20 protein-coding genes are annotated in these 22,962 nt (G+C 72.0%); 16 read left to right on the top strand and 4 right to left on the bottom strand.

Going from position 1 to position 22,962, the window contains the following annotated elements; genetic code table 11:
- Positions 1-146: 146 nt before the first annotated feature.
- Positions 147-2,633, bottom strand: a complete 2,487-nt coding sequence (locus tag BJ992_RS32460) for an NYN domain-containing protein (RefSeq protein ID WP_343072470.1) — start codon at positions 2,631-2,633, stop codon at positions 147-149.
- Positions 2,634-2,866: 233 nt separating this feature from the next.
- On the opposite strand from BJ992_RS32460, the gene pyrE reads away from it, so the two are divergent.
- Positions 2,867-3,403, top strand: a complete 537-nt coding sequence (gene pyrE / locus BJ992_RS02845; RefSeq protein ID WP_184978395.1) for an orotate phosphoribosyltransferase — start codon at positions 2,867-2,869, stop codon at positions 3,401-3,403.
- A gap of 33 nt (positions 3,404-3,436) precedes the next feature.
- Here the strand turns inward: pyrE and BJ992_RS02840 are convergent, their stop codons facing one another.
- Together BJ992_RS02840 and BJ992_RS02835 are read right to left on the bottom strand one after the other, a co-directional pair.
- Positions 3,437-3,895, bottom strand: a complete 459-nt coding sequence (locus BJ992_RS02840; protein WP_184978394.1) for a DUF4115 domain-containing protein — start codon at positions 3,893-3,895, stop codon at positions 3,437-3,439.
- A gap of 156 nt (positions 3,896-4,051) precedes the next feature.
- A complete protein-coding gene (locus BJ992_RS02835; protein WP_184978393.1) occupies positions 4,052-4,747 on the bottom strand; it encodes a DedA family protein in 696 nt (231 codons plus the stop codon).
- Between the two features lie 227 nt (positions 4,748-4,974).
- Here BJ992_RS02835 and fbaA point away from each other — a divergent pair, with 227 nt between their 5' ends.
- The 11 genes from fbaA to tenA all read left to right on the top strand — a co-directional run bounded on the left by fbaA (position 4,975) and on the right by tenA (position 17,665).
- On the top strand, positions 4,975-5,994 hold the full coding sequence (gene fbaA, locus BJ992_RS02830; RefSeq protein WP_184978392.1) for a class II fructose-bisphosphate aldolase: 1,020 nt from the start codon (positions 4,975-4,977) through the stop codon (positions 5,992-5,994).
- Between the two features lie 713 nt (positions 5,995-6,707).
- A complete protein-coding gene (locus BJ992_RS02825; protein WP_184978391.1) occupies positions 6,708-7,817 on the top strand; it encodes a class I SAM-dependent methyltransferase in 1,110 nt (369 codons plus the stop codon).
- Positions 7,817-9,760: a glycosyltransferase family 2 protein gene (locus tag BJ992_RS02820; RefSeq protein ID WP_184978390.1), complete on the top strand. Its 1,944-nt coding sequence runs from the start codon at positions 7,817-7,819 to the stop codon at positions 9,758-9,760. The genes BJ992_RS02825 and BJ992_RS02820 overlap by 1 nt, the downstream gene beginning before the upstream one ends.
- Entirely contained in the window at positions 9,757-11,394 is a 1,638-nt protein-coding gene (locus tag BJ992_RS02815) for a glycosyltransferase (RefSeq protein ID WP_184978389.1), read from the top strand. The genes BJ992_RS02820 and BJ992_RS02815 overlap by 4 nt, the downstream gene beginning before the upstream one ends.
- An 88-nt stretch (positions 11,395-11,482) precedes the next feature.
- Positions 11,483-11,902 (top strand): DUF3151 domain-containing protein, encoded by a 420-nt coding sequence (locus tag BJ992_RS02810; protein WP_184978388.1) that lies wholly within the window; start codon positions 11,483-11,485, stop codon positions 11,900-11,902.
- Between the two features lie 102 nt (positions 11,903-12,004).
- The gene (locus BJ992_RS02805) at positions 12,005-13,288 is read left to right on the top strand and encodes an adenylosuccinate synthase (protein ID WP_184978387.1); all 1,284 of its coding nucleotides are present in this window, start codon (positions 12,005-12,007) and stop codon (positions 13,286-13,288) included.
- 63 nt (positions 13,289-13,351) lie between these two features.
- Positions 13,352-14,266 carry a glycerophosphodiester phosphodiesterase family protein gene (locus BJ992_RS02800; RefSeq protein ID WP_184978386.1) on the top strand — a complete coding sequence of 305 codons (915 nt, stop codon included), beginning with the start codon at positions 13,352-13,354 and terminating at the stop codon, positions 14,264-14,266.
- Between the two features lie 108 nt (positions 14,267-14,374).
- A complete protein-coding gene (locus BJ992_RS02795) occupies positions 14,375-15,196 on the top strand; it encodes a hypothetical protein (protein WP_184978385.1) in 822 nt (273 codons plus the stop codon).
- Positions 15,183-16,328 carry a helix-turn-helix domain-containing protein gene (locus tag BJ992_RS02790; protein ID WP_184978384.1) on the top strand — a complete coding sequence of 382 codons (1,146 nt, stop codon included), beginning with the start codon at positions 15,183-15,185 and terminating at the stop codon, positions 16,326-16,328. Before BJ992_RS02795 ends, BJ992_RS02790 begins: the two co-directional genes overlap by 14 nt.
- A 64-nt stretch (positions 16,329-16,392) precedes the next feature.
- Positions 16,393-16,884, top strand: a complete 492-nt coding sequence (locus tag BJ992_RS02785) for a hypothetical protein (RefSeq protein ID WP_184978383.1) — start codon at positions 16,393-16,395, stop codon at positions 16,882-16,884.
- A gap of 79 nt (positions 16,885-16,963) precedes the next feature.
- Positions 16,964-17,665, top strand: a complete 702-nt coding sequence (gene tenA / locus BJ992_RS02780) for a thiaminase II (RefSeq protein ID WP_184978382.1) — start codon at positions 16,964-16,966, stop codon at positions 17,663-17,665.
- Positions 17,666-17,816: 151 nt separating this feature from the next.
- Here the strand turns inward: tenA and BJ992_RS02775 are convergent, their stop codons facing one another.
- Complete coding sequence (locus tag BJ992_RS02775; RefSeq protein WP_184978381.1) at positions 17,817-18,947, bottom strand: magnesium and cobalt transport protein CorA; 1,131 nt, start codon at positions 18,945-18,947, stop codon at positions 17,817-17,819.
- A 332-nt stretch (positions 18,948-19,279) separates the two neighbouring features.
- Between BJ992_RS02775 and BJ992_RS02770 the strand changes: the two genes are divergently transcribed.
- The 4 genes from BJ992_RS02770 to BJ992_RS02755 all read left to right on the top strand — a co-directional run bounded on the left by BJ992_RS02770 (position 19,280) and on the right by BJ992_RS02755 (position 22,922).
- The gene (locus BJ992_RS02770; protein WP_184978380.1) at positions 19,280-19,663 is read left to right on the top strand and encodes a metalloregulator ArsR/SmtB family transcription factor; all 384 of its coding nucleotides are present in this window, start codon (positions 19,280-19,282) and stop codon (positions 19,661-19,663) included.
- Positions 19,660-20,304: an SRPBCC domain-containing protein gene (locus BJ992_RS02765; protein WP_184978379.1), complete on the top strand. Its 645-nt coding sequence runs from the start codon at positions 19,660-19,662 to the stop codon at positions 20,302-20,304. The genes BJ992_RS02770 and BJ992_RS02765 overlap by 4 nt, the downstream gene beginning before the upstream one ends.
- 118 nt (positions 20,305-20,422) lie before the next feature.
- Complete coding sequence (gene purD, locus BJ992_RS02760; protein WP_184978378.1) at positions 20,423-21,661, top strand: phosphoribosylamine--glycine ligase; 1,239 nt, start codon at positions 20,423-20,425, stop codon at positions 21,659-21,661.
- Between the two features lie 91 nt (positions 21,662-21,752).
- A complete protein-coding gene (locus tag BJ992_RS02755; protein ID WP_184978377.1) occupies positions 21,753-22,922 on the top strand; it encodes a hypothetical protein in 1,170 nt (389 codons plus the stop codon).
- Positions 22,923-22,962 lie beyond the last annotated feature (40 nt).

Below are 22,962 nucleotides of genomic sequence, written 5' to 3'. Positions count from 1 at the left end.
ACCGCTCCTCACCCATGGGTACCCCCTCGCCGGTGTACCTGAGCTCCTCGAAGCACCGAAACTACGAACCTGCGCGCGCACCCCGCGTGCCGGCCGAGCCTGCCGGGTGGACGGCTCGCCGCGGCTCACGCGCGCTTGACGCCACGTTATCGCCGGGCACGCTCCAGGGCATCCCAGAAGCCCCGGCGCAACGCGTGGCGCACCTCGTCGTGCAGCAGGAAGTCGATCGGCAGCGACGACCCCTGCAGCAGACGTGCCTCCAGGTCCGACGGCATGCGGGGCTTGCGCGCCAGCACCGCCTCCAGCCAGAGCGCCGGCGCGTCCCGCGCGACCGACTCCCCGAAGTCGTGCCCTTCCTTGTGCGCGGCCTTCACGGCGTCCGCGAGCGTCGTGGTCCCCGGACTCTGCACCGGCACCGGCGCCGGCTGCGGCCCCGTGTACGGCCCGAGCTGCGCACCCGCGTACGGCGCGCCTCCCGCATGTCCGCCACCGCCGTGCCCCCCGAGCCCACCGGAACCACCGCCGTACGCTCCATGCGCTCCGGAACCACCGTCCTGTCCGCCGAACGAACCGGAACCACCGGCCTGTCCCCCATACGCACCGGAACCACCGCCGTGCGAACCGGAACCACCCGCTTGTCCTCCGTGCGCTTCGGAACCACCGTCCTGTCCGCCGAACGAACCGGAACCACCGGCCTGTCCCCCATACGCACCGGAACCACCGCCGTGCGAACCGGAACCACCACCGTGCCCCCCGAGTGAACCGGGACCACCGGCATGACCGCCAGGCCCGTACTGGCCCGGCGGCGACTGCGACGGCACCGGCGCCGGCATGGGTCCGGTGAGCGGACCAGGCGCCGGTACTCCCTGGTCGAAGCCACCCGAGTACCCCGAAGGCAACGCGGGCTGCGCTCCCCGCTGCCCCGGCCCGGCCGCGACGTCCCGCGGAGCCTCATGTCCCCCGCCTTGCCGAGCGGCTCCATGCGCTCCACCCACGCCAGGCACCTGATGGGCCCCCGCACCGGCCTGCGCCGTGCCTCCCCCCACCGCACCCCCGGCACCGGGTCCACCGGTGCCGCTCGACCCGGAGGCACCGCTCAGCCCGGCGGTGCCGCTGAGGCCCGCGGCGTGGCCACCCGCCGCCGCACCATGGTGGTTGCCGGCCCCGGGGACGTGACCACTGGCCCCGGGGGAACGAGCGGTCGTCCCCGCGGCGTGACCACCGCTACCCGCCGGACCTGTCGCCTTCACGTCACCGGTGCTGTGGGGAGCACCGCTCCCGTGCGAGACACCGGACCCCTGCGCGACACCGGTCCCGTGCGAGGTACCGCTCCCGTGCGAGACACCGGACCCCTGCGAGGTACCGGTCCCGTGCGAGGCGGCGAGCCCCTGCGATGTGCCGAGCCCCTGCGAGGCCGCGAGCCCTTGCGATGTGCCGATCGTCTGTGATGCACCGGACCCGTGAGCGGCACCCGGGTCGCCGCCTGCGGCGAGCGGGCCGCCACCTGTGGCGGAACCCCCTGCCGCGTGCGCGCCGCCGGCCGGAGCGCCTGCCGTGCCGAGACCACCGGCACCGAGACCACCGGTGCCGAGACCACCGGTGCCGAGGCCGTTCGCACCGGAGGACGCGCTCGCGTCGCCGGAGGCGGCGGCAGGTGGTGCGGCCGGTACGTCCCTCGCGTACGTGCCGGGGGAACCGGATGCGGGGGTGCTCTGCGGGTCCGGGGTGGGACCGTGCGGCCTCGCCTGGTCGCTGTGGCCGCTGTCGCCGCCTTGGCCGGACGCGGCCGTGCCGTAGGAGCCGGAGCTCTGGCCGTACGCGCCGCCGGGCCCGAAGGTGGTTGAGCCGTAGGACGGCTCACCGTGCGGAGCGCCGCCGTAGGCGCCGTCCGCCTCGGGACGGCCCGGCCGGCCCGCGGCCCCCTGGGGGGTCTGGCCGCCGGGACGACCGGTGGAGGAGGCCGAGCCGCTCGGGCCGGGGCCGAGTGCGCCTTGCTCGTAGGCGGGGGACCCGTGGGACGAGGGGGTGGACAGGCCGGAGGCGGGGGAACGGCCGTTGCCTTGTCCGTTGCCGTTGTCGGCCGGGCCCGCGACGTTGCCGGTCACCAGGTTGACGTACGGCCGCAGGTGGCCGCCGCCGATCTCGATGAGGTCGTCGCACTCCTGCTGCAGGGCCCGCGACACGGCCCAGTTGCCTTCGGCGGCGATGTGGATGACGGTGACCCGGATGCCGAGGTCCTGTGCGTCGCTGACGACCTGAGCGAGGTCCTCGTCGCCGCTCACGACCACGGCGTCGCAGATGGCGTTGTTGCGTGCGAGGGTCATCAGGTCGCGGTGCACCTGCGCGTCCACACCCTCGCGGCGGCCGGGACGTATGCGCGCGAGCCGCAGCTTGAGGCCGGGGATGTCGGCGAGCGCGTCGTGCTCCGGTGTGCGCCGGCCCTCGACCGTGGCCTCGTACCAGTAGCAGCGAAGTAACGGGAGGTCGGTGCGCTCACGCGACAACCTGGAAAGCAGTTGCAGCAACCCCGGGTAGTCCCAGGCGACGGCCTCGCGATGGCGGGTCCCATGCACGGCCATCGCGCCGTCCGCCAGCAGGTAGCCGGCGTCAACGAACAGCGCGCAGCGATCCACGCGACACCGCCCTTTCTACGTGGGTCAGGCCCGGTGGCAGCCGAAGCCCGGCCCTATCTCAGGGTAATGAAGCCTCTGATCGCGCGCGGGTGAATCCCGGCGATTCGGCCCGCGCATGACCATATCTATGGACGTCCACGCCGACCGTACCAGTTTGTCTTTTAGGACCGAGCTGGGGTGATAAGGAGGTCCCCGAACGGCCTTCGCGCGGCACCGTTCTCTAGGCTGGCACCATGAACGACCGCGCGAATCTGCTGGACGAAATCATCAAAAAGGGGGTCGTGCACGGCCGGGTCGTGCTGTCCTCCGGCCGTGAGGCCGACTGGTACGTGGACCTGCGCCGCATCACTTTGGACGGCACCGCGGCACCGCTCGTGGGCCGCGTGATGCTCGACCTGACCGAGGACCTCGGGTACGACGCCGTGGGTGGCCTGACGCTCGGCGCGGACCCGGTGGCCGCGGCGATGCTGCACGCGGCGGCGGCGCGCGGACGGCGTCTCGACGCGTTCGTGGTGCGCAAGGCCGGCAAGGCGCATGGTCTGCAGCGCCGCATCGAGGGGCCGGACGTCGCGGGCCGCCGCGTGCTCGCGGTGGAGGACACCTCGACCACCGGCGGCTCTGTGCTGACCGCGGTGGAGGCGCTGCGCGAGGCGGGGGCCGAGATCGTCGGCGTGGCGACCATCGTGGACCGCGGCGCGGCCGCCGCCATGGAGGCGACCGGCCTGCCGTACCGGACCGCGTACACCCTCGATGATCTCGGCCTGTCCTGAACGTTTCAGCGCCGGCCCCGCTCGCCGGCTCCGTCAGCCGGGTCGCTCGGCCGTGAAGGTCTGCCGCTCACCCGGTCCGCCGGGGTCGCGGGGCTTGCCGTTCACCTCGACGTACACGGTCGACGCGTCCCCGATGACGACGTCGAGCCGGGGCTGGTCGTAGGTCGCCTGCTGGCCGCGGGTGAGATCGCGGTCCTCCACGATGTCGCCGCCGCTGACCCGCACGAACAAGGGACAACTGTCGGCGCGGCACTCCACGAAGAGGGTGGGTGCCGCTCCGGCGGCCGGAGGCGCCGAGGATGCGCTCGCGGGTGAGGTGGACGGAGCGGCTGACGGCCCCGCGACCTCGGACGACACGACGGCGGCCGGTGGGTCGTCCGGCGCGGGTGCCTCGGTGTTGAGCGATCCGATCAGGGCGAACACGCCGAGCACGATGAGCGCCACGACCACGAGGACCGCGACGCCTGCCAGCAGCAGGCGGGCGAGTCCCATTGGGTCGGTGCGATGGCGTCCCACATATCGGAGGCTAACCCCTAGATGACGACATATGACCGTTCATCAGGACATTCGCCTGGCGGCCGGTCGTGCTCCGGGAGGTGACGGGACGGTTCGGGACCGATGCGTGCGGGGAGGTGATGGCGTCCCGGACTACATAGGAGAGGCGGGGTCGCGGTGGTGACGGCCGCGGGGCTCGGCCGGCGGGACGGCCTTCGACGCCTTGCGGCCCTTCATGATCTCGCGGACGATCGGGATGACCGACAGCAGGATGATCACCGCGGCGCCGGGCAGGATGTACCGGTCGACGTTGGGGATCGCGCTACCGGCGAAGTAGCCCACGAGCAGCAGCGACTCGGTCCACAGGACGCCGCCGACGACGTTCCACAGGAAGAACTTCGGCGCGGGCATGCCGAGCATGCCGGCCACCGGGTTGAGGAACGTGCGGACGATCGGGATGAACCGCGCGAGCACCACGGCCTTGGCCGGGCCGAACGTCTGGAAGTAGTGCTCGGCCTTCTCGACGTACTCACGCTTGAACAGCCGTGACTCGGGCCGGGAGAACAACCTCGGACCGGTCTTGGCGCCGATGTAGTGGCCGACCTGCGCGCCGACGATGGCGCAGAACGGCGCGCCGATCAGCAGCACGGCCAGCGGGAACGGCGCGTCGAGGCCGACGGAGGTCGCCACGGCGGCGGAGGCCCCCATGCCTGCGACGACCAGCAGGGAGTCACCGGGCAGGAAGAACCCGATGAGGAGCCCGGTCTCGGCGAAGATGATCGCCAGGATGCCGATGAGCCCGAAGGTGACGATCCACCATTGGGCGTCGAGAAGATTGGTGAGGTCCATCACGGACGAGACTATCCTGGCGAGCGGGTTCCGCGCGCGAACGGGTACGACGAGGTATATCGAGCGAGCGCCGGCCTCCGGCGTCACCGGTCACCACGGCACACCGGCCTTCAGGGCCGGGCCCGCGGTCCCGGGGCCGTCGCGTCCGCAATACTTGCTACCTGCCCCGTAATTGCTCGTCCTGGCCCGTGCGCGGCCATCAGATCCGTTCAGGGAGATGACTTCCGATGCCTATCGCGACCCCAGAGGTCTACGCCGAGATGCTCGACCGGGCCAAGGCCAATGGTTTCGCATACCCGGCGATCAACGTGACGTCCTCGCAGACGCTGAACGCCGCGCTCCGCGGCTTCGCTGAGGCCGAGAGCGACGGCATCATCCAGGTGTCGACCGGCGGCGCCGAGTACCTCTCCGGCCCGACCGTCAAGGACATGGTCACCGGGGCCCTGGCCCTGGCCGGCTACGCACGCGCCGTGGCCGACAAGTACCCGGTGCAGATCGCGCTCCACACCGACCACTGCCAGAAGGAGAAGCTCGCCGGGTTCGTGAACCCGCTGCTCGACCTCTCCCGTCAGCGTGTCGCCGAGGGTGGGGAGCCGATCTTCCAGTCCCACATGTGGGACGGCTCGGCGTGTCCGCTCGACGAGAACCTCGAGATCGCGCGCGACCTGCTGGAGAAGGCCCGCGAGGCCAAGGTCGTCCTCGAGGTCGAGATCGGCGTCGTCGGCGGCGAGGAGGACGGCGTCGTCGGCGAGATGAACGAGAAGCTCTACAGCACCCCGGAGGACGCTCTGGCGACCGCCGAGGCCCTCGGCGTCGGCGACCGCGGCCGCTACCTGCTCGCGGCGACCTTCGGCAACGTGCACGGCGTGTACAAGCCGGGCCACGTCAAGCTGCGTCCGAGCGTGCTCAAGGAGATCCAGGACGCCGTCGGCGCGCAGTACGGCGGCGAGAAGCCGTTCCACCTGGTCTTCCACGGCGGCTCCGGCTCGTCCCTCGACGAGATCCGCGAGGCCATCGCGTACGGCGTCGTGAAGATGAACATCGACACCGACACCCAGTACGCCTACACCCGCCCGGTCGCCGAGCACATGTTCCGCAAGTACGACGGCGTCCTCAAGGTCGACGGCAACGTGGGCAACAAGAAGGACTACGACCCCCGCGCCTGGGGCAAGGCCGCCGAGACCGGCATGGCCGCCAGGATCGCCCAGGCCTGCGACGACCTGCTCTCCGCCGGCAACAAGATGTGATCAAGCAACACCCCCGGCACAACCGCAGGTCCCACCGGTAAAACCACCGATATCCCAAGAAGGGGCAGGTCTGACGACCTGCCCCTTTCTTGTGAATTCCATGAGAGACCCCCAAAAAACCCCTAATAAACGGACTCCTGCCCCATTAGCCTCGCTAGCCTCATGGAAATGTCCGCCCCCTACCGAGCCACCCCATATCCCCCCACCCTCTCGGTAACCACCTCCCACCCCACACCCTCCTCCGCACTCGACCGGTGGTACGTCGCGGCGAAGGAGCGGCGAGTGGACCAGGAGACCGGCGCGGCCGGTCGAGCGCACCCATCCGGACGAGTCGCTTCCCGGATGGTGCACGAGGCGGCGAACGTGAACGTCATGGGGCCACAGCCGTGGACCGGCGAGCCGTCGGCAGTGCGCGTGGCGGCGGAACGCGGCTCAGCGAATCCGGCACCACCGTACGGTGCCCCCCGTACGGCGCCGAAGCGGCGGGACGTGGTACGGCGAATCCGGCGCCGCCGTACGGCGATCGACCGGCAGGTGCCTCGCCACCCTCGGCGGATCTCCGGCACCGTGGCACGAGCGATCCCGGCCAGGTCATGACCGGACGGCCGGCGTGTGGAGTGAGGATCTCGTGCCGAAGACGGCACGTCGCCGGCTGGATGCTCGTATCGTGAAATAACCCTTTGCCTGCGAAAACTCTCGAAGAAGGGGTGAAGATGCGGACACCACCTCCACGTCTGCTGCTGGCCGCGAGTGCGGCGGTGGCCGGGACAGCGGTGCTCGCGCTGGTGCCGCTGTCGGCGTCCGGGCTGCTCGAACCCCTCCAGGCGGTGCAACTCGCCGTGTCGATCGTGACGCTGGCGCTCGCGGCGGTCCTCGTTCTGTACGTCCGGCGCACGGACGGCAAGGCGCAGCGTGTCGACAACCGTGTCAAGCGCCAGGAGGCGGCGCTCAGCCGTGCCGGTTCCGACCTCGCGCGGGTCGCGGCGGCCCTGGACGGGCTGGCCGCGCGGCTCGACGAGAACGCGCGTGGACACGTCCGTGAGGTACTGACGGTGCTCGGTGAGGACCGGATGGAGCTGGCCGCTCAGTCCGACCGGCTCGCCGAGCTGGCCGCGGCCGTGAGCGGGCTGGACACCGCCGGCCGTGAGATCCGTACCGGGCTCGCCACGTTGACGTCCGCCACCCGCCAGAACTACTCGCAGCTCGAAGCCCTGGTGGACGTCCGTTCGCTCCTGCAGCCTCGCGCGCCTCTTCCCCCGCTGCGCGGCTGGGCCGCCTCCCCGGACGTCCTGCGTCTGCTGATCGAGAGGATCGCGACCACCCACCCGAAGACCATCCTCGAATGCGGCAGCGGCTCCTCGACGATCTGGCTGGCCTACGCGGCTCAGCGTTTCGCCGGCAACCACGTCATCGCGCTCGAACACGACGAGCGCTTCGCGGAGGCCACGCAGGCCCTGATCCTCGCGCACGGACTCCAGGACGTCGCCGAGGTGCGGCTCGCTCCGCTCACCGACTGGCACCCGGCCGCCGATCCCGACGAGGAGAGCATCCCCTGGTACGCCACGCGGGCTCTGAGCGATCTCCCGGAGATCGGGCTGGTGTTCGTGGACGGGCCGCCGGGTGCCACGGCGCCGGCGGTGCGGTACCCGGCGGTGCCTGCGCTGTTGCCGTACTGCTCGGCGGACGCGTGGATCGTGCTGGACGACGCGGACCGGCCGGCGGAGAAGGCGATCGTGGAGCGGTGGCTCGCGGAGTACCCGGAGCTGACTGCGGTGTCGCACAAGGCCGAGAAAGGCGCGGTCGTGTTGCGGCGGGGGCACTGATGCCGGTCACACCCGTGCCGGCCGAGGTGGCCGCGGAGCTCGGCAGGAGTGGGACGGTCGCGGTCGCGACGGCCGGGGTCGAGCGGGCCGAGCTGGACGAGTTGCTGCCGGGGGTGGCGTACGAGGCGGCGGACGTGGACGTCATGGGGCCGCGGCCGTGGGGCGGCGAGCCGTCGGCGGTGGCCGTGGTGGCGAGGACGCCGACGGATCTGCGGCGCGCGGTGGCGCTCGGGGACGCGTTGCCGGACGCGCGCGTGGTCGCGGTCATCGTGCTGGAGAGCCCGCAGTGGTGCGACGCGCCAGGGGTGCGTCTGTCACCGGGGCTCGGCCGCCGGTTCCTGCGTGACCTGGCGGTCTCCAGGCACGGCAGGAGCGGCTGGCGGGTCGGCACACGGTTCACGCGTCCCTGTCCGGCAGGGGAGGTCACCGCGGCCGTGGCCCGGGGTTTCGGCGCGCACCAGCTCGGCGGTTACGCGCTCCCCGCGGCGGGGCTCGCGGGAAGCGGCCTCGCCGCGTGGCGTCCGGGTGACCCCGGCGCACGTTTCAGCGACGTCCACGGGCCCGCGCCGGACCGCGCCGACGTCCCGGCCGCCGACCTGGCCGTCCGCGCCGCCGACGCCGCGCGGGACGCCACCGGGAAGACCGGGGAGTGGACCGACGAACGGGTCACGGTCGTCGACCGCGTCGCGGACCCCTCGTGGGCCCGTCTCGCCGGTCCCGGCGGCTACGACCTGCTGCGGGACGCCACGATCGACCCCGACGCCGTCCCCCCGGTGGACGAGCGCTCGGTCAACCCGCGCGGCTTCGTCAAGACACCCGAGCGGGGCTACGGCGTCCTCGGCCGCCACGACGGCGCCACGGTGATCCGCCTGGAGGACGACGTCCTGGTACGGCTCCCCGGCTCAGGCGCGGTGAGCGACGCCGACATCGGCAGGCTGCGCCGGCTGCGCGGCGTGCGCGTCACCTGGCACCACGCGCACGACGGCCCCGTCGCCGCCGCGCACACCGTGGCGTCCCTGGCCGCCGCCGGCGTCCCGATGCTGTGCGACCCGGTACCGGCCTGGGCCGCCACAGCCCTCGGACCGGCCCTGACCACGCTGCTCACCGGCGTGACGGAGGAGGATCTCGCCGACGACCTGCGCCGCGAGGAGCACAGTGTGCGGCTGCGCCGCGCCGCGCTGCGCACCCACGGCACCACCGCGCGCTGGCGCTCCCTCGCCGCGCGGTCAGGCGTCCCGCTGCCGAACGGCCCCACGATCTCGGTCGTCATGTGCACCCGCCGCGCCGCCATGGTGCCGTTCGCGCTCGGCCAGATCGCACGTCAGCGCGGCGCCGCCTTCGAGGTGATCCTCGGCCTGCACGGGGTGTCCGCCGCCGCGCCGGAGGTGCGGGACGCGGTGGCCGCGTTCGGCCACCCGATCACCGTGATGGAGGCGGACCAGGCGGCGCCGTTCGGCGCCGTGCTCAACCAGGCCGCCGGCCGCGCGAGCGGCTCGTTCATCGGCAAGTGGGACGACGACGACTGGTACGGCCCCGACCACCTGGCCGATCTGCTGCTGGCGCAGGCCTGCTCGGGGGCCGAGCTGACCGGTGCCGCCTCGGAGTTCTTCTACTTGCGGCAGATCGACGTGACGATACGCCGCCACTGGACGAGCGAGACCATGTCCGACCATGTGGCAGGCGGCGCGTTCATCGTGTCCCGCGAGGCGTTCGAGGCGCTCGGCGGCTTCCGGCCGGTGCCGCGCGCGGTGGACGTGCAGTTCTTCGAGGCGCTGCTGCGCGCCGGCGGCGCGATCTACCGGACCCACGGCCTCGGCTTCATGGCCAGGCGCGCCGCACGCGGACGGCACACCTGGCAGGAGCCGATCGGCTACTTCCTGGCCCGCGCCAAGGACCAGTGGCCGGGTTTCCGGCCGAGCGCCTTGATGGAGGCCGGGACGTGACCCGCAGAGAGGAGACGACAGTGTCGACGCGGACATCTGGGACGTCGGAGCGGACACCGAGGATCAGGCACAACGACTACGGCGTGCTCACACCGCCGGAGCCCGGCACGTGGCGTCCCCGTTTGTCGGTGAGCGTGGTGATCGCCGCGTACGGCCATCAGGACAAGCTCGACCTGACCCTCGCCGCGCTCGCCGCGCAGAGCTACCCGTCGCACCTGACCGAGGTGATCGTGGTGGACGACGGCACCGAGCCTTCGCTGCGCCTGCCGGAGATCGTGCCGGAGAACACGGTGCTGCTCACCACAGAGCCGGGCCGCCGCGGCCGTTCCGACGCGCGCAACGCCGGCCTGGCCCGCGCGACCGGTGACGTCGTGCACTGGCTGGACGCCGACATGGTGACCTTCCACGACGAGGTGGAGGAGCACATGCGCTGGCACCACCTCGCCGATCACCTGGTGGTGATGGGGTACGTCCGCTACGTCGACCACGGCCTCGGCGGCCCCACCCCGGCCGAGGTGCACGCCGCGGTGTCGGCCGGCGCGGCGGACAAGCTCTTCGACGAGGAGCACAGCGAGCCGCACGCCTGGATCGTGGACCTGGCCGAACGCACCGACGGCCTGCGCACCGCCGGGGACATGGCGTTCCGTGTGCACGTCACCAACGCCGCGTCGGTCAACGCGCGGCTGCTGCGCGAGGCGGGCCCCCTGGACACGAGCCTGGTGCTCGGCGAGGACACCGAGCTCGGCTACCGGCTCGCGCAGGCCGGCGCGGCGTTCGTGCTGGCCCCCGGTGCGCGCAGCCGCCACCTCGGGCTGTCCATGATGATGCGCGACAAGGAACGCGTCCGGCGGTACAACCACGCGCACGTGCCGGGCCTCGTCCCGCACATGCGGCGGCTGCGCACCCACCCGCGCCGCCAGTGGCAGGTGCCGTACGCCGAGGTCGTCGTGGCGGCCGCCGGCGCGTCGTACGAGGACGTGCGCGCCACGGTGGACGGCGTGCTCGCCGGGTCGCCGCACGACGTCGCGGTGACCCTGACCGGGCCGTGGGACGCCGCGCGCGAGGACAGGCGGAACCCGTTGCGCAGCACCCATCTGGACCTGGTGCTGCTTCGCGGCGAGTACCGCGGCGAGCCCCGTGTGCGGTTCGCCGCCACCGTGCCCCCCACCGCGGCCCCCGCGCCGTACCGGCTGGTGCTGCCGCCGGGCTGGGTGCCGGGCCCCGAGACGCTGCGCCGCCTGGTGGAACACGCCGCCAGGCACGGCCACGGCCTGGTGTCGGTGGCCCTGCACGAAGGTGACGACGCGGTGCTCGCCGCGCGCCTGGAGCACACCGGCGCCTTCGCGCGCGCGGCCCTGGTGCGCGAACCGGACGAGCCGCTGGACGCCGCCGTGCACGACGTGTCAGGCACGCACTGGATGGACGGCGCGTCACTGGGCTTCCTCCCCGCCGCCGAGGCCGAGCCGCCGAGACGCGGCACGACCGGCGACCCCGCGCTCACCAGGGAGATCGCCAGGCTGCGTGCCGAGAACACCCGCCTCGCCGAGGCCCTCGGTTCGCGCGTCGAGCCCCCGGCCACCGAGCCCCTGATCCCCCGGCCACGGGGCAGATGGTTCCGCGCCTCGCGGCAGTGATCGCGGCACGGCCGCGGATGTGGGTGATTTCCGCGCCACCGCCGATGTGGTCTGACCAGATGACCCGAAACTCAGGTAAGACTGAGCCATGGAACCGCACGAGAACCTCATGGCCGGCCCGCAGCCCACCCGTCTCCCCGACACCCCGGACGCACGGGAGGCGCTGGAGTCCGGCGCCAAGGCCAGTGACGTGGCCGCTCGCTTCCCCGCCTATTCCGCGGCCTGGGCTGCGCTCGCCGACGAGTCGTTCGCGGCGGGCCACGCCGTCACCTCATATGCCTTCGCGCGCACCGGCTACCACCGAGGCCTCGACCAGCTCCGCAGGTCCGGCTGGAAGGGGCACGGCCCGATTCCCTGGGAGCACGAGCCCAACCAGGGCTTCCTTCGCTGCCTGCACGCGCTCAGCCGTGCCGCGCAGGCCATCGGGGAGAAGGACGAAGCCGAGCGATGTGCGCAGTTCCTCCGGGACAGCAGCCCTTCGGCGGCGGAAGCCCTCGCCGCGACGTGACGTCGCGCTTGGGTGACATCGGCCCCCTCGGGTAGTCTCACTACGCAAGAGCCCCTGTCGCGCTTGCGCCAGGGGTTTCGTATTTGTCGTGGGAGTCAAAGGATGCCGGCTGTCGTTCTCGTAGGGGCCCAGTGGGGCGATGAGGGCAAGGGTAAGGCCACCGACCTTCTCGGCGGCGTGGTCGACTACGTCGTCCGCTACCAGGGCGGCAACAACGCCGGCCACACCGTCGTCATCGGCGACCAGAAGTACGCGCTGCACCTGCTACCCACCGGTGTGCTGTCGCCTGACGTGATCCCGGTGATCGGCAACGGCGTCGTCATCGACCCGGGGGTGCTGCTGTCGGAGATCGACGGGCTGCTGAAGCGCGGCATCTCGTGCGACCGGCTGCTGATCTCGGCGAGCGCGCACCTGATCATGCCTCACCACAAGGCGCTGGACAAGGTCACCGAGCGCTACCTCGGCAAGGCCCGCATCGGCACCACCGGCCGCGGCATCGGCCCCGCGTACGGCGACAAGATCGCGCGCATGGGGGTGCGGGTGCAGGACCTGCTCGACCCCGGCATCCTGCGGCAGAAGATCGAGGTCGCGCTGAACGAGAAGAACCAGGTGCTGACCAAGGTCTACAACCGGCGCGGCATCGACCCCGGCAGGGTGCTGGAGGAGTACCTGGCGTACGCCGAGCGGCTGAAGCCGTACATCGCCGACACCTCGCTGATCCTCAGCAAGGCGCTCGACGACGACAAGGTGGTGCTGCTCGAAGGCGGTCAGGGCACGCTGCTCGACATCGACCACGGCACCTACCCGTTCGTGACGTCGTCCTCGCCGACCTCAGGCGGCGCGTGCGCGGGGTCCGGCGTCCCGCCGACCCGGCTCACCCGCGTGATCGGCATCCTGAAGGCCTACACCACGCGCGTCGGCTCCGGTCCGTTCCCGACGGAGCTGACCGACGACATGGGTGAGTGGCTGCGCAGCACCGGCGGCGAGTACGGCACCACGACCGGCCGCGACCGCCGCTGCGGCTGGTTCGACGCGATCATCGCCAGGTACGCCACCCGCATCAACGGTCTCACCGACTTCTTCCTCACCAAGCTGGACGTGCTGACCGGCCTCGAACGCATCCCGGTCTGCGTGGCGTACGACGTCGACGGCACCCGGATCGACGAGATCCCGATGACGCAGACCGACTTCCACCACGCCAAGCCGATCTACGAGGAACTGCCTGGCTGGGACGAGGACATCACCGGCGCCAAGACGTTCGACGACCTGCCGAAGAACGCGCAGGACTACGTGCGGGCCCTTGAGGAGATGAGCGGCGCGCCGATCTCGGCCATCGGCGTCGGGCCGGGCCGCGACCAGACGCTTTCGCTGCGGCCGCTCGTCTGACGGTCTTGCCACCCGGCCCCGCATGGGCGATGTGGGGCCGGGTGACCGATAGAGTGCGCCGTTGTGCAGGTTGAGATTCACGGCCACCGGGGGGCACGGGGCCTGCGCCCGGAGAACACCCTTCCCGGCATGGCCTACACGCTGGAGCTCGGCGTCCACGCCATCGAGCTCGACGTCGCGCTGAGCGCCGACCGTCAGCTCGTGCTGACGCATGACCTCACGGTGTCGCAGGTCACGAGCGCCGACACCGGTCCCGTCACACCCGGCGACCCCGCCTACCCGTACGTCGGCAAACCCATCCGGTCACTCACGCTGCCGCAGCTGCGCACGCTGGACGTCGGCGTGCGCCACCCTCGCCGTCCCGACGACCCCTACGCGATCACCCAGACCCCGGTGCCGGGTGCCCGCATGCCGACCCTCGGCGCGGTGCTCGGCCTGATGGCCGCCTACGACGCCGGCGGGGTGCGGCTCAACGTCGAGCTCAAGTGCGACCCCACCCGGCCCGATGTGTCGGCCGACCCCGTGGAGCTCACCGAGCTGGTGGTGGCGGAGCTGGAGCGGCACGGCCGGCTCGCCGACACCGCCATCTTGAGCTTCGACTGGCGGGTGCTGCGGATCGCGCGCGACCTCGTGGCCACGCGGTACGCGCTCGTCGAGAAGGCGACGCTGCGGCCGGAGTGGCTGGGCCTGGATCATGTGGCCGACTTCGGCGGGGACATCGCGGCGGCCGCCGCGTCGATCGGCGCCACCACGCTGTCGCCGGACCGCGTCCTGGTGGACAGCGAGTTGATGACCCAGGCCGGCAAGGCCGGGCTGCCGGCGGTGGTGTGGACGGTCAACGACCCCGAGGAGGCGTCCCGCCTGATCGGCCTCGGCGTCGCCGGCGTCGTGACCGACTATCCCGACCGCATGCGCACGCTGTGGGCCGCGCGCGGGCTGCCTCTCCCCGATCCGGTGCGCTTCCCCGCACGCACCTGAGGTTTCGAACGAATTCGCGAAACGCGCGCGTCACAACATCAACTGGAGTGCTCGCGGGAGTATCGTGCGGAGAACTGAAGTGAAGTCCGCAGCCACCGGAGGTCGCTCATGCGGGGAACACAGGTGTCGCAGATGTCGGCCTGGGCCACCGAGCGCTTCGGCGAGCGCGCGGCACAGGTGCGGGGACAGCTCGCGGCGTCCCTGCTCGAGGCGTCCGGCAACGCGCAGGACGCGCAGAAGTCCTCGCGCAGCGGCAAGCGGTACGCCTACGGTTCCACGCTGATGGCCCGGCGCTACGAGGCGCTGCTCGACGGTTTCCGTGCCATGCCGGGCTTCCAGTCGGTGCGGCCGCACGGCTCGCCGCACCACCTGGTCGTGCTGGACGGCAACCTGTTCCTGCCGTTCCGCTACGCCGAGGACGACACCACGCCGATCAGCGAGGCCCGGGTCGGCGACGGCCGGGTGTCGGCGCTGGTGCGTGAGCTGTTCAACAGGTTCGGGCCCGCACCCTCCTACTACCAGGAGGTCCTCGACATCGCTACGGCCCTGCCGCAGGACGCCGACGCCGAGGCGGCCGAGCAGGCCGAGCTCGCGGCGGCACGGCCGGTGCTCGCGCAGCTGCCGGACGACACGCGGCTGATCCCGGTGGCGTACGCCGCCAACGCGCAGGCGGGCCTGCTGCGGCTCCACTGGGGTGAGGCGGAGCTCATCGACGACATGGGCCGGGTCCACTGGACGCACTGCGAGCAGATCCCGCTGCTCAGCGCGCTGCCGTGGGTCACGCCGGCCGCGTCCCCCGCGCAGCGGTTCGACGAGGGGGCCGAGCCGGGCCTGGACCTGACGCGGCGGCCCGCCGCCGAGCGGTCCCTGTTCCCGGTGGCCGGCTCAGGTGAGGTCACGTCCATCGCGGCCGCAGATGAACGGCCGTGACAGGCAGCCGTCCCCGCAGGCGGTGGCGGACGCCTTCGACCAGGCCAGGCTCACTCAGGCGCGGCGGCTCGCCGGGCTGACCAAAAAAGACCTCGCCGAGCGGATCGGCGTCACACCGGCCGCCGTGGGGCAGTACGAGACCGGCACCACCCATCCCCGGCCGCACCTGATCCCCCGGCTGGCCGACGAGCTCGACGTGCCGCTCGCGTTCTTCCTGACCGGCAGGCCGCACGGCAAACTGGACGGCTCGATGGCGCATTTCCGCAGCCTGCGGTCCACGCGTGCGCACCAGCGGGCCAAGGCGGTGGCGTTCGTCGAGCAGGTGTGGGAGCTGACCCACGCACTGGAGCTGCTGGTCCGGCTGCCTCGGGTGGATCTGCCGGGTTTCTCCGGCGGCGAGGTGCACTCAGGAGTGGAGCTGCCGCGTGAGCCCGCCGCCGCGGCCCGGGCCCTGCGCGCGCACTGGGGTCTCGGCACCGGCCCGGTCGCGCACCTCGTGCGGCACATGGAGGCGCACGGCATCGTCGTGGTCTTCCCGCCGCCGGACGAGGACGCCACCACCGTGGACGCCTTCTCCACCTCGCAGCTCCCCCGGCCCATCGTGGTGCTGACCGCCAACCGCTTCGACGACGTCCACCGCCACCGTTTCACCGCCGCGCACGAGCTCGGCCATCTCGTCCTGCACGGCGACACCGCCGCCGGCGACCCCCAGCAGGAACGCGAGGCCGACGCCTTCGCCGCCGAGTTCCTCACCCCCCGCGACAGCGTCCTCCCCGACCTTCCCCGCCGCCTCGACCTGCGCCGCCTCGCCGAGCTGCGCCAGATCTGGGGGGTCTCCGTCGACTCCCTGCTCTACCGCTGCCGCGAGGTGGGCCTGCTGTCCGACTCCTCCACGGCCCGGGCCTACCAGCGCCTCGCGGCCCTGCGCGACCAGCCGGGCTTCACCGCCGAACCCATCACCACCTACTCAGGCGAACACCCCGCCATGCTCCGCCAGGCCTTCGACCTGGCCCGCAGCGAAACCCCCCTGACCCTCCCCCGCCTGGCCACCCGCCTGGCCTGGCACCCCACCCGCGTCAGAGCCCTGCTCGGCCTCCCCGACCACCGTCCAGAGCTCCACCTCGTCCCCTGACCTCACCTACAGGCGTTCCGTCACATCAATGCGACTCCGACTGAATCGTCATACGATGCGGCGCATGCCATCGATTGGTCCTGTTGAGATCTTCATCCTCTTGGTCCTGGTCCTGGTCGTCGTGGTTCTCGGGGTGATCGTCGGGTTGACCGGGGTGCTACGCAAGGGGAGCGGCCGGAGGACCGGGGCCGTACCGGCGAACCTCGACCTGGAGCAGCTCGTCGTCCATCTGGTGCGGGAGCGGCGGCAGATCGAGGCGATCAAGGAGTTGCGGCGGCACACCGGGCTCGGGCTGGCGGACGCCAAGGCGGTGGTGGACGGGGTGGTGGTGGGCCGGCCGCTGTACGATCACCCGATCATGGCCAGGTACCGGCCGGTGCGGAACACGCCGCTGCCACCCCTCCCCGAGGACGCACCGCAGGACCTGCCGCCGGACCTCGCGACGCGGGTACGACGCCTCAAGGCCGCCGGTCGCGACGAGCAGGCGATCTTTCTCGTGCGCGGCGAGACCGGCATGGAGGAGCAGGAGGCACGCCTGTTCGTGGACAATTTGTAGGTCGACGCCGGCCGTACGTTCGTACGCGGACCAAGGGACCGCTGTCCGGTGGCCGCCTCCTGGTCAATACGGTGGACTCATGACCGTCGACGAGTCCACCACGTCCCCCGTGTCCGCGTCCGGGAGTTCGTTCAGCACCGAGCTGTGGCGGGCCATCGAGCCTGTGTACGCCGCGATCCTCTCCCATCCCTTCATCACCGGGCTGGCGGACGGCACGCTGCCGAAGGAGGCGTTCGGGTACTTCGTCGCGCAGGACTCGCATTACCTGAGGGACTACGCGCGTGCGCTCTCGGTGTGCGCGGCCAAGGCCCCCGACGAGGACGACGTGCGTGCGTTCGCGGGGGACGCGGTGGGGGCCGTGGCGGCCGAGCAGGAGATGCACGGCGCGTTCATGGCGGACCTCGGGGGTGTGACGGAGCACGACGCGCCGGTGGCGCCGACGACGCGCGCGTACACCAGTTATCTGCTCGCCACGGTGTACGGCGGGTCGTTCCTCGACGGGCTGGCCGCGGTGCTGCCCTGCTACTGGATCTACGCCAGGGTCGGCGAGGCGCTGCTCGAGCGGTCGTCCCCCGACCCGCTGTACCGCCGCTGGATCGACGCGTACGGGGACGAGGGCTTCCAGGCCGTGGTGCGGCGCGTGGTCGGCCTCACCGACCGCGCCGGCGCGGAGGCCACGGCCGCGCAGCGCGCGCGGGCCCTGGACCACTTCGTGACCACGGCGCGGTACGAGTGGATGTTCTGGGACGCCGCCTGGCGCCGCGAGACCTGGCCGGTGTGATCCGGTCCGCACCGGCCGGCACGGACCAGGACCGAACCGGTCCGTACCGGTCGGTCCGCATGACCGGCCTGGTACGACCTGGCCGTGCGCCGTTCCTCCCCGGGTGAGCGACGGCGGTCACGAGGTGTCTCAGGCAGCCGGGCCGGTCGGCTCACAGCCAGCTGTTGCGGCGGAAACCCCGGTACAGCAGGGAGCAGATCACCAGCATGGTGCCGATGACCACGGGGTAACCCCACATGGCCGTCAGGCCCGGCATGTGGGTGAAGTTCATGCCGTAGATGCCGGCGATCATGGTCGGCACCGAGATGATGGCGACCCACGCGGAGATCTTGCGCATGTCCTCGTTGGCCAGAGCGTTGGACCTGGCCAGCGCGGCCTGCAGGATCGAGTTGCACAGCTCGTTGGAGGACTCGACCTGCTCGCACACCCTGGCCAGGTGGTCGCCGACGTCGCGGAAGTAGTCGCGCATGTCGGAGGGGATCATGCGGCGCTGCGGCAGCGCGCTCAGCGGCGTGCGCAGCGGCGTGACGGCGCGCTTCATCTCGATCATCTCGCGCTTGAGCTGGTAGATGCGGCCGATGTCGCGTGAGCTGACGTCGGCGAAGACCGCCGCCTCGACCTCCTCCAGCTCGGCCTGCATCAGGTCCGCCACGCTCAGATAGCGGTCCACGACGTGGTCGGCGATGGCGTGCAGGACACCGGCCGGGCCGCGGGACAGCAGCTTGGGCTTGGCCTCCAGCCGGCCGCGCACCTCCGACAGCGAGCAGTGGCTGCCGTGGCGCACGGTGACCACGAAGTCGGAGCCGACGAAAAGCATGATCTCGCCGACGCCGATGATCTCGCTGGACGCGGTGAGCTCGTCGTGGTCGAGGAACGCCACGGTCTTCAGCACGACGAACAGCGAGTCGCCGTACCGCTCGGCCTTCGGCCGCTGGTGCGCCTTGACGGCGTCCTCGACGGCCAGGGGGTGCAGGCCGAACACCTCGGCCAGCCACTCGACCTCCGGCGCCTCGGGCTCGTGCAGGCCGACCCAGACGTACGCCTCGGGGGCTCCGACGGCGTTGTTGTGGTCTCTGACCAGGCTCACGGCCTCGGGGATGCCGGGGACGTCGACCCGCTTGCCGCCGATGTAGGCGCCGAACTCCACCAGGGAGTCGCTCGGCGGCACGCACCTCGGGTCGGGGACGTGGTGGCGCGGGGTCGTCGCGGCAGGCGCGCCGATGCGTACGTGCGTGGCACGGGGGTGGCGGTTGATCCGCTGGAAAAGCGTGGACGAGCGCATGTCGGTCCTTCCCGCCCGGCATAGCGGGAGCCGCACATGGCGGCGGACGTCACAGGGAGGTGACGTGATGAGGAGGTCTCAGCCGGGCACCGGATCGGAGTGGTCGGGGGTGCGCACGACGTACGTGCGCGAGCACGTACTGCTGGGATCACCAGATGTCATCCCGACTCACCTCCAATCAGCCGCAGACAGACCAAAGCCGACCTAACTTACCACGGCCCGGCTCCGCTCCCAGCTTACAACGGCCTTATGCCGTCTGATCATGCCTTTCGCGAGAACGGGTCATGATTAAGCCTTGGCTTATATAAGTGGCCTGTGATATCAATGGATTCGTGCACGCGTTCGATATTCTCGGCGACCCGGTGCGCCGCAGGATCCTTGAGGTGCTGGCCGGCGGCGAACTGACCTCCGGAGCGGTGTCGGAGGTCATGCGGCGCGAGTTCGGCATCTCACAGCCGGCCGTGTCCCAGCACCTGCGGGTGCTGCGTGACGCGGGTTTCGCGAGCGTACGACCCGAAGGCACCCGCCGCCTGTACACGGTGAACACCGAGGCGCTGCGCGAGGTCGACGCCTGGCTGGACAACTTCCGCCGCGCCGTGACGCCACCGCTGATGGCTCTCGACACCGAGATCGCCAGAGGCAGGCGCGAGCGGCGGCTGCGCGAGCCAGGCGCCGGCGAGAAAGACCGACGAAAAGGACAAGGGAGTTCCCCGTGATCGATACGACCGAGCAGATCAGCGCCGTCAAGCGCACCATCGGCAGCCGCACGCTGGACGCCGGAGAGGCCCGGGTGCTGACCGCGACCCAGACCTACGACGCTCCCGTCGAGGAGGTGTGGGACGCGCTCACGAACATCGAGCGCATCCCGCGCTGGTTCCTGCCGATCAGCGGCGAGCTGAAGGTCGGCGGCAGCTACCAGTTCGAAGGCAACGCCGGCGGCACCGTCGAGCGGTGCGACGCGCCGACGAGCTTCGCGGCCACCTGGGAGTTCGGCGGCCAGGTGAGCTGGATCGAGGTCACGCTCACCCCCGCACCCGGCGGCGGCACGACGTTCACCCTTGAGCACACCGCCGCCGTGGACGACGACATGTGGGTCCAGTTCGGCCCCGGCGCCGTCGGCATCGGCTGGGACATGGGGATACTCGGCCTCGCGGGACACCTCGGCACCGGCGCGTCCATCGAGCCCGGCAAGGCCGCCGAGGAGTGGCTCGCCTCCGACGACGGCAGGCGCTTCACCGCGCTCAGCAGCGCGAGCTGGGCCGACGCCAGCATCGCCGCCGGCACCGACGAGGCCGAGGCCCGCGCCGCCGCCGACCGCATCACCGCCATGTACACCGGCGCCGACCAGCAGGGCTGACGCCGCCACACCCGTCCGCGGGTCGCTCACGCGTCGTCCACAGGCCACCTGCGGCGTCGTCCACAGGGGTGACCACGGCCTGGAGGGCCTGGGGGCGGGTGGGCCGTAGACTCCGTGCGTGCGCGTACTAGTGATTGGATCCGGTGGCCGGGAGCACGCTCTGTGCCGTGCGCTGGCCCTGGACCCCGAGGTGTCCGAGCTCCACTGCGCTCCCGGCAACGCCGGCATCGCGTCGGTCGCCGCCGTCCACCCGGTGGTGGCGACCGACCCCGAGCAGGTGACGGCGCTCGTCTCACGGCTCGGCGCCGACCTGGTGGTCGTCGGGCCGGAGGCGCCGCTGGTCGCGGGGGTGGCCGACGCGGTGCGCGCCGCCGGTGTCGCGTGCTTCGGGCCGTCGGCCGAGGCGGCGCGCATCGAGGGCTCCAAGGCGTTCGCCAAGGACATCATGATCGCCGCCGGGGTGCCGACCGCCGGGTCCCGCGTGTGCGCCACCCCCGAGCAGGCCCGCGCCGCGCTCGAGGAGTTCGGCGCGCCGTACGTCGTCAAGGACGACGGCCTCGCGGCAGGCAAGGGGGTCGTCGTCACCTCCGACCTCGGCGAGGCGCTCGCGCACGCCGCCGCCTGTGAGCGCGTGGTCATCGAGGAGTACCTCGACGGCCCCGAGGTCTCCCTGTTCGCGCTCTGCGACGGCGCCACCGCCGTCCCCCTCCAGGCCGCACAGGACTTCAAGCGTGCTCTGGACGGCGACGCCGGCCCCAACACCGGCGGCATGGGGGCCTACACCCCGCTGCCGTGGGCCCCTGAGGGCCTGACCGGCCAGGTGATGGCCGAGATCGTCCTCCCCACCATCACCGAGCTCGCGCGCCGCGGCACGCCGTACACCGGCGTCCTGTACGCGGGGCTGGCCCTGACCGAGGCCGGCCCCAAGGTCATCGAGTTCAACGCGCGCTTCGGCGACCCCGAGACCCAGGTGGTGCTCGACCGCCTCGCGACCCCCCTGGCGTCGCTCCTGCACGCCTGCGCCACCGGCACCCTCGCGGCCCACCCCGCGCCGCGCCACAGCGAAGGCGCCGCCGTGACCGTCGTCCTCGCCGCCGAGAACTACCCGGCCTCCCCGGTGACCGGCGACGTCATCGAAGGCCTGGACGTCCCGCTGAAGGACGCCTACGTCCTGCACGCCGGCACCAGACCGGCCGACGGCCAGGTGGTCAGCGCCGGCGGCCGCGTGCTCAACGTCGTCGGCACCGGCCCCACCCTGAAGGACGCGCGCGCCGCCGCCTACGCCGCCTTGGCCCACATCCGCCTGCGCGGCTCCCACCACCGCACCGACATCGCCGCGGCCGCCGCCGGCGGCTGATCCCCGCTCACCTGCCGCCTTCCGCGCACGGGTAGCGCCGCGCGGGGAAGGCGCGATATGCCGGGGCAGAGGCGAGCTCTGGAGGACTGGGATGACAGCCGAACCGACGACGGACGCCGGCGACAAGGACGCGAGCACCGGGGACGCGAGCACCGGGAAAGGCGCGACCGCAGGCGCCGTCCCCGCGGCGCACACGGTCCGAGACGTCGCTCCCCCGGCGCACACGGCCGCGGAAGCCATGCGTGCGGAGCGGTCGGCTCCGGGGAACGGCATGTTCCGCTGGTCGGGGGTGTGGCGTGTCTACGTGTGGGCCAGGGGGGCCGAGATCCGGGCCGAGGCCGGCCGGGTGGCGGCCTTACGTCCGGGGGACGCGGAGGTCCCGGGGGTGCTGGCCGCCGTCGAGGAGCACGTGGACGTCGCGGAGGCGTACGCGAACGAGCGTCAGGGAACACGGCGGTGGCTGACGGGACAGGCCGTGGAAGGCGCGTGGTCCAACATCCACGGCGCGACGGTGCTGCTGTACGGGCTGCTGCCGGCGCGAGAGCTGGAGGGCCGCGCGCCTGAGGTGCTCGCGACGGGACGCGCGTACCTGGCGGCCGACGACGCGCGGGTGCAGCGGCTGGCGGCACGGGTGGCGGCGGGTGACGTCGGCGAGCAGGACCGGCCGCTGCTGCAGTCGGTGCTGCGTGCCGCCTACCAGGCGGCCGCGGTGGAGAGCGGACGGGTCCGCAGCTTCCGCAACATGCTGCTCGGCGGGGTCCTCATCCTCAGCCTGATCGTCTGCGGGCTGGTCGCGCTCGGCGCAGCCTTCCCGTCCTGGATCCCGATGTGCGGTCACGGCACCTTGCTCTCCATGCTGGGGCCGAACGCCACGTTGCCACAGGTGTGTCCCACCGGCGGCCCCGGGCCGAGCCACGGCGACGTGCCGCTGGTGGCGCTGCTCGGTGTGCTCGGCGCGGCGCTCGCCACCGCGGCGTCCCTGTCGACCCGGTCGGAGCTGTCCACCCGGTACTCCCTGGCGGTCGCGCAGAACCTGCTCAAGGCCCCCGCCGGTGTGGCGACCGCGATACTCGGCCTGCTGATACTCAACTCGGGGTTCGTGCCGGGCTTCACGGGGCTGAGCTCGCAGACGGCGATCCTGGTGTGGGCCATGGTGTTCGGCTACGCGCAGCAGATCGTGACGCGGTTCGTGGACCAGCGCGCCAACTCGCTGCTGCACGCCGCCTCCCCCGACGCTCCGGCCGGTCAATCGACTCGGTGACCGCCGATCGCGGCTGGAGCTGGTGCGCGGCGCCGGAGCG

The organism is Sphaerisporangium rubeum (assembly GCF_014207705.1).
Classification (GTDB): domain Bacteria; phylum Actinomycetota; class Actinomycetes; order Streptosporangiales; family Streptosporangiaceae; genus Sphaerisporangium; species Sphaerisporangium rubeum.
Note: the sequence above shows the minus strand (reverse complement) of the source record. Positions and strands in the feature narration are given on the sequence as shown.

Bases quoted from the DNA above. Each gene is read 5' to 3' on its own strand.
- pyrE (WP_184978395.1), top strand. From the start codon at position 2,867: ATGAACGACCGCGCGAATCTGCTGGACGAAATCATCAAAAAGGGGGTC.
- BJ992_RS02840 (WP_184978394.1), bottom strand. From the start codon at position 3,895: ATGGGACTCGCCCGCCTGCTGCTGGCAGGCGTCGCGGTCCTCGTGGTC.
- BJ992_RS02835 (WP_184978393.1), bottom strand. From the start codon at position 4,747: ATGGACCTCACCAATCTTCTCGACGCCCAATGGTGGATCGTCACCTTC.
- fbaA (WP_184978392.1), top strand. From the start codon at position 4,975: ATGCCTATCGCGACCCCAGAGGTCTACGCCGAGATGCTCGACCGGGCC.
- BJ992_RS02825 (WP_184978391.1), top strand. From the start codon at position 6,708: ATGCGGACACCACCTCCACGTCTGCTGCTGGCCGCGAGTGCGGCGGTG.
- BJ992_RS02820 (WP_184978390.1), top strand. From the start codon at position 7,817: ATGCCGGTCACACCCGTGCCGGCCGAGGTGGCCGCGGAGCTCGGCAGG.
- BJ992_RS02810 (WP_184978388.1), top strand. From the start codon at position 11,483: ATGGAACCGCACGAGAACCTCATGGCCGGCCCGCAGCCCACCCGTCTC.
- BJ992_RS02805 (WP_184978387.1), top strand. From the start codon at position 12,005: ATGCCGGCTGTCGTTCTCGTAGGGGCCCAGTGGGGCGATGAGGGCAAG.
- BJ992_RS02795 (WP_184978385.1), top strand. From the start codon at position 14,375: ATGCGGGGAACACAGGTGTCGCAGATGTCGGCCTGGGCCACCGAGCGC.
- BJ992_RS02790 (WP_184978384.1), top strand. From the start codon at position 15,183: ATGAACGGCCGTGACAGGCAGCCGTCCCCGCAGGCGGTGGCGGACGCC.
- BJ992_RS02785 (WP_184978383.1), top strand. From the start codon at position 16,393: ATGCCATCGATTGGTCCTGTTGAGATCTTCATCCTCTTGGTCCTGGTC.
- tenA (WP_184978382.1), top strand. From the start codon at position 16,964: ATGACCGTCGACGAGTCCACCACGTCCCCCGTGTCCGCGTCCGGGAGT.
- BJ992_RS02775 (WP_184978381.1), bottom strand. From the start codon at position 18,947: ATGCGCTCGTCCACGCTTTTCCAGCGGATCAACCGCCACCCCCGTGCC.
- BJ992_RS02755 (WP_184978377.1), top strand. From the start codon at position 21,753: ATGACAGCCGAACCGACGACGGACGCCGGCGACAAGGACGCGAGCACC.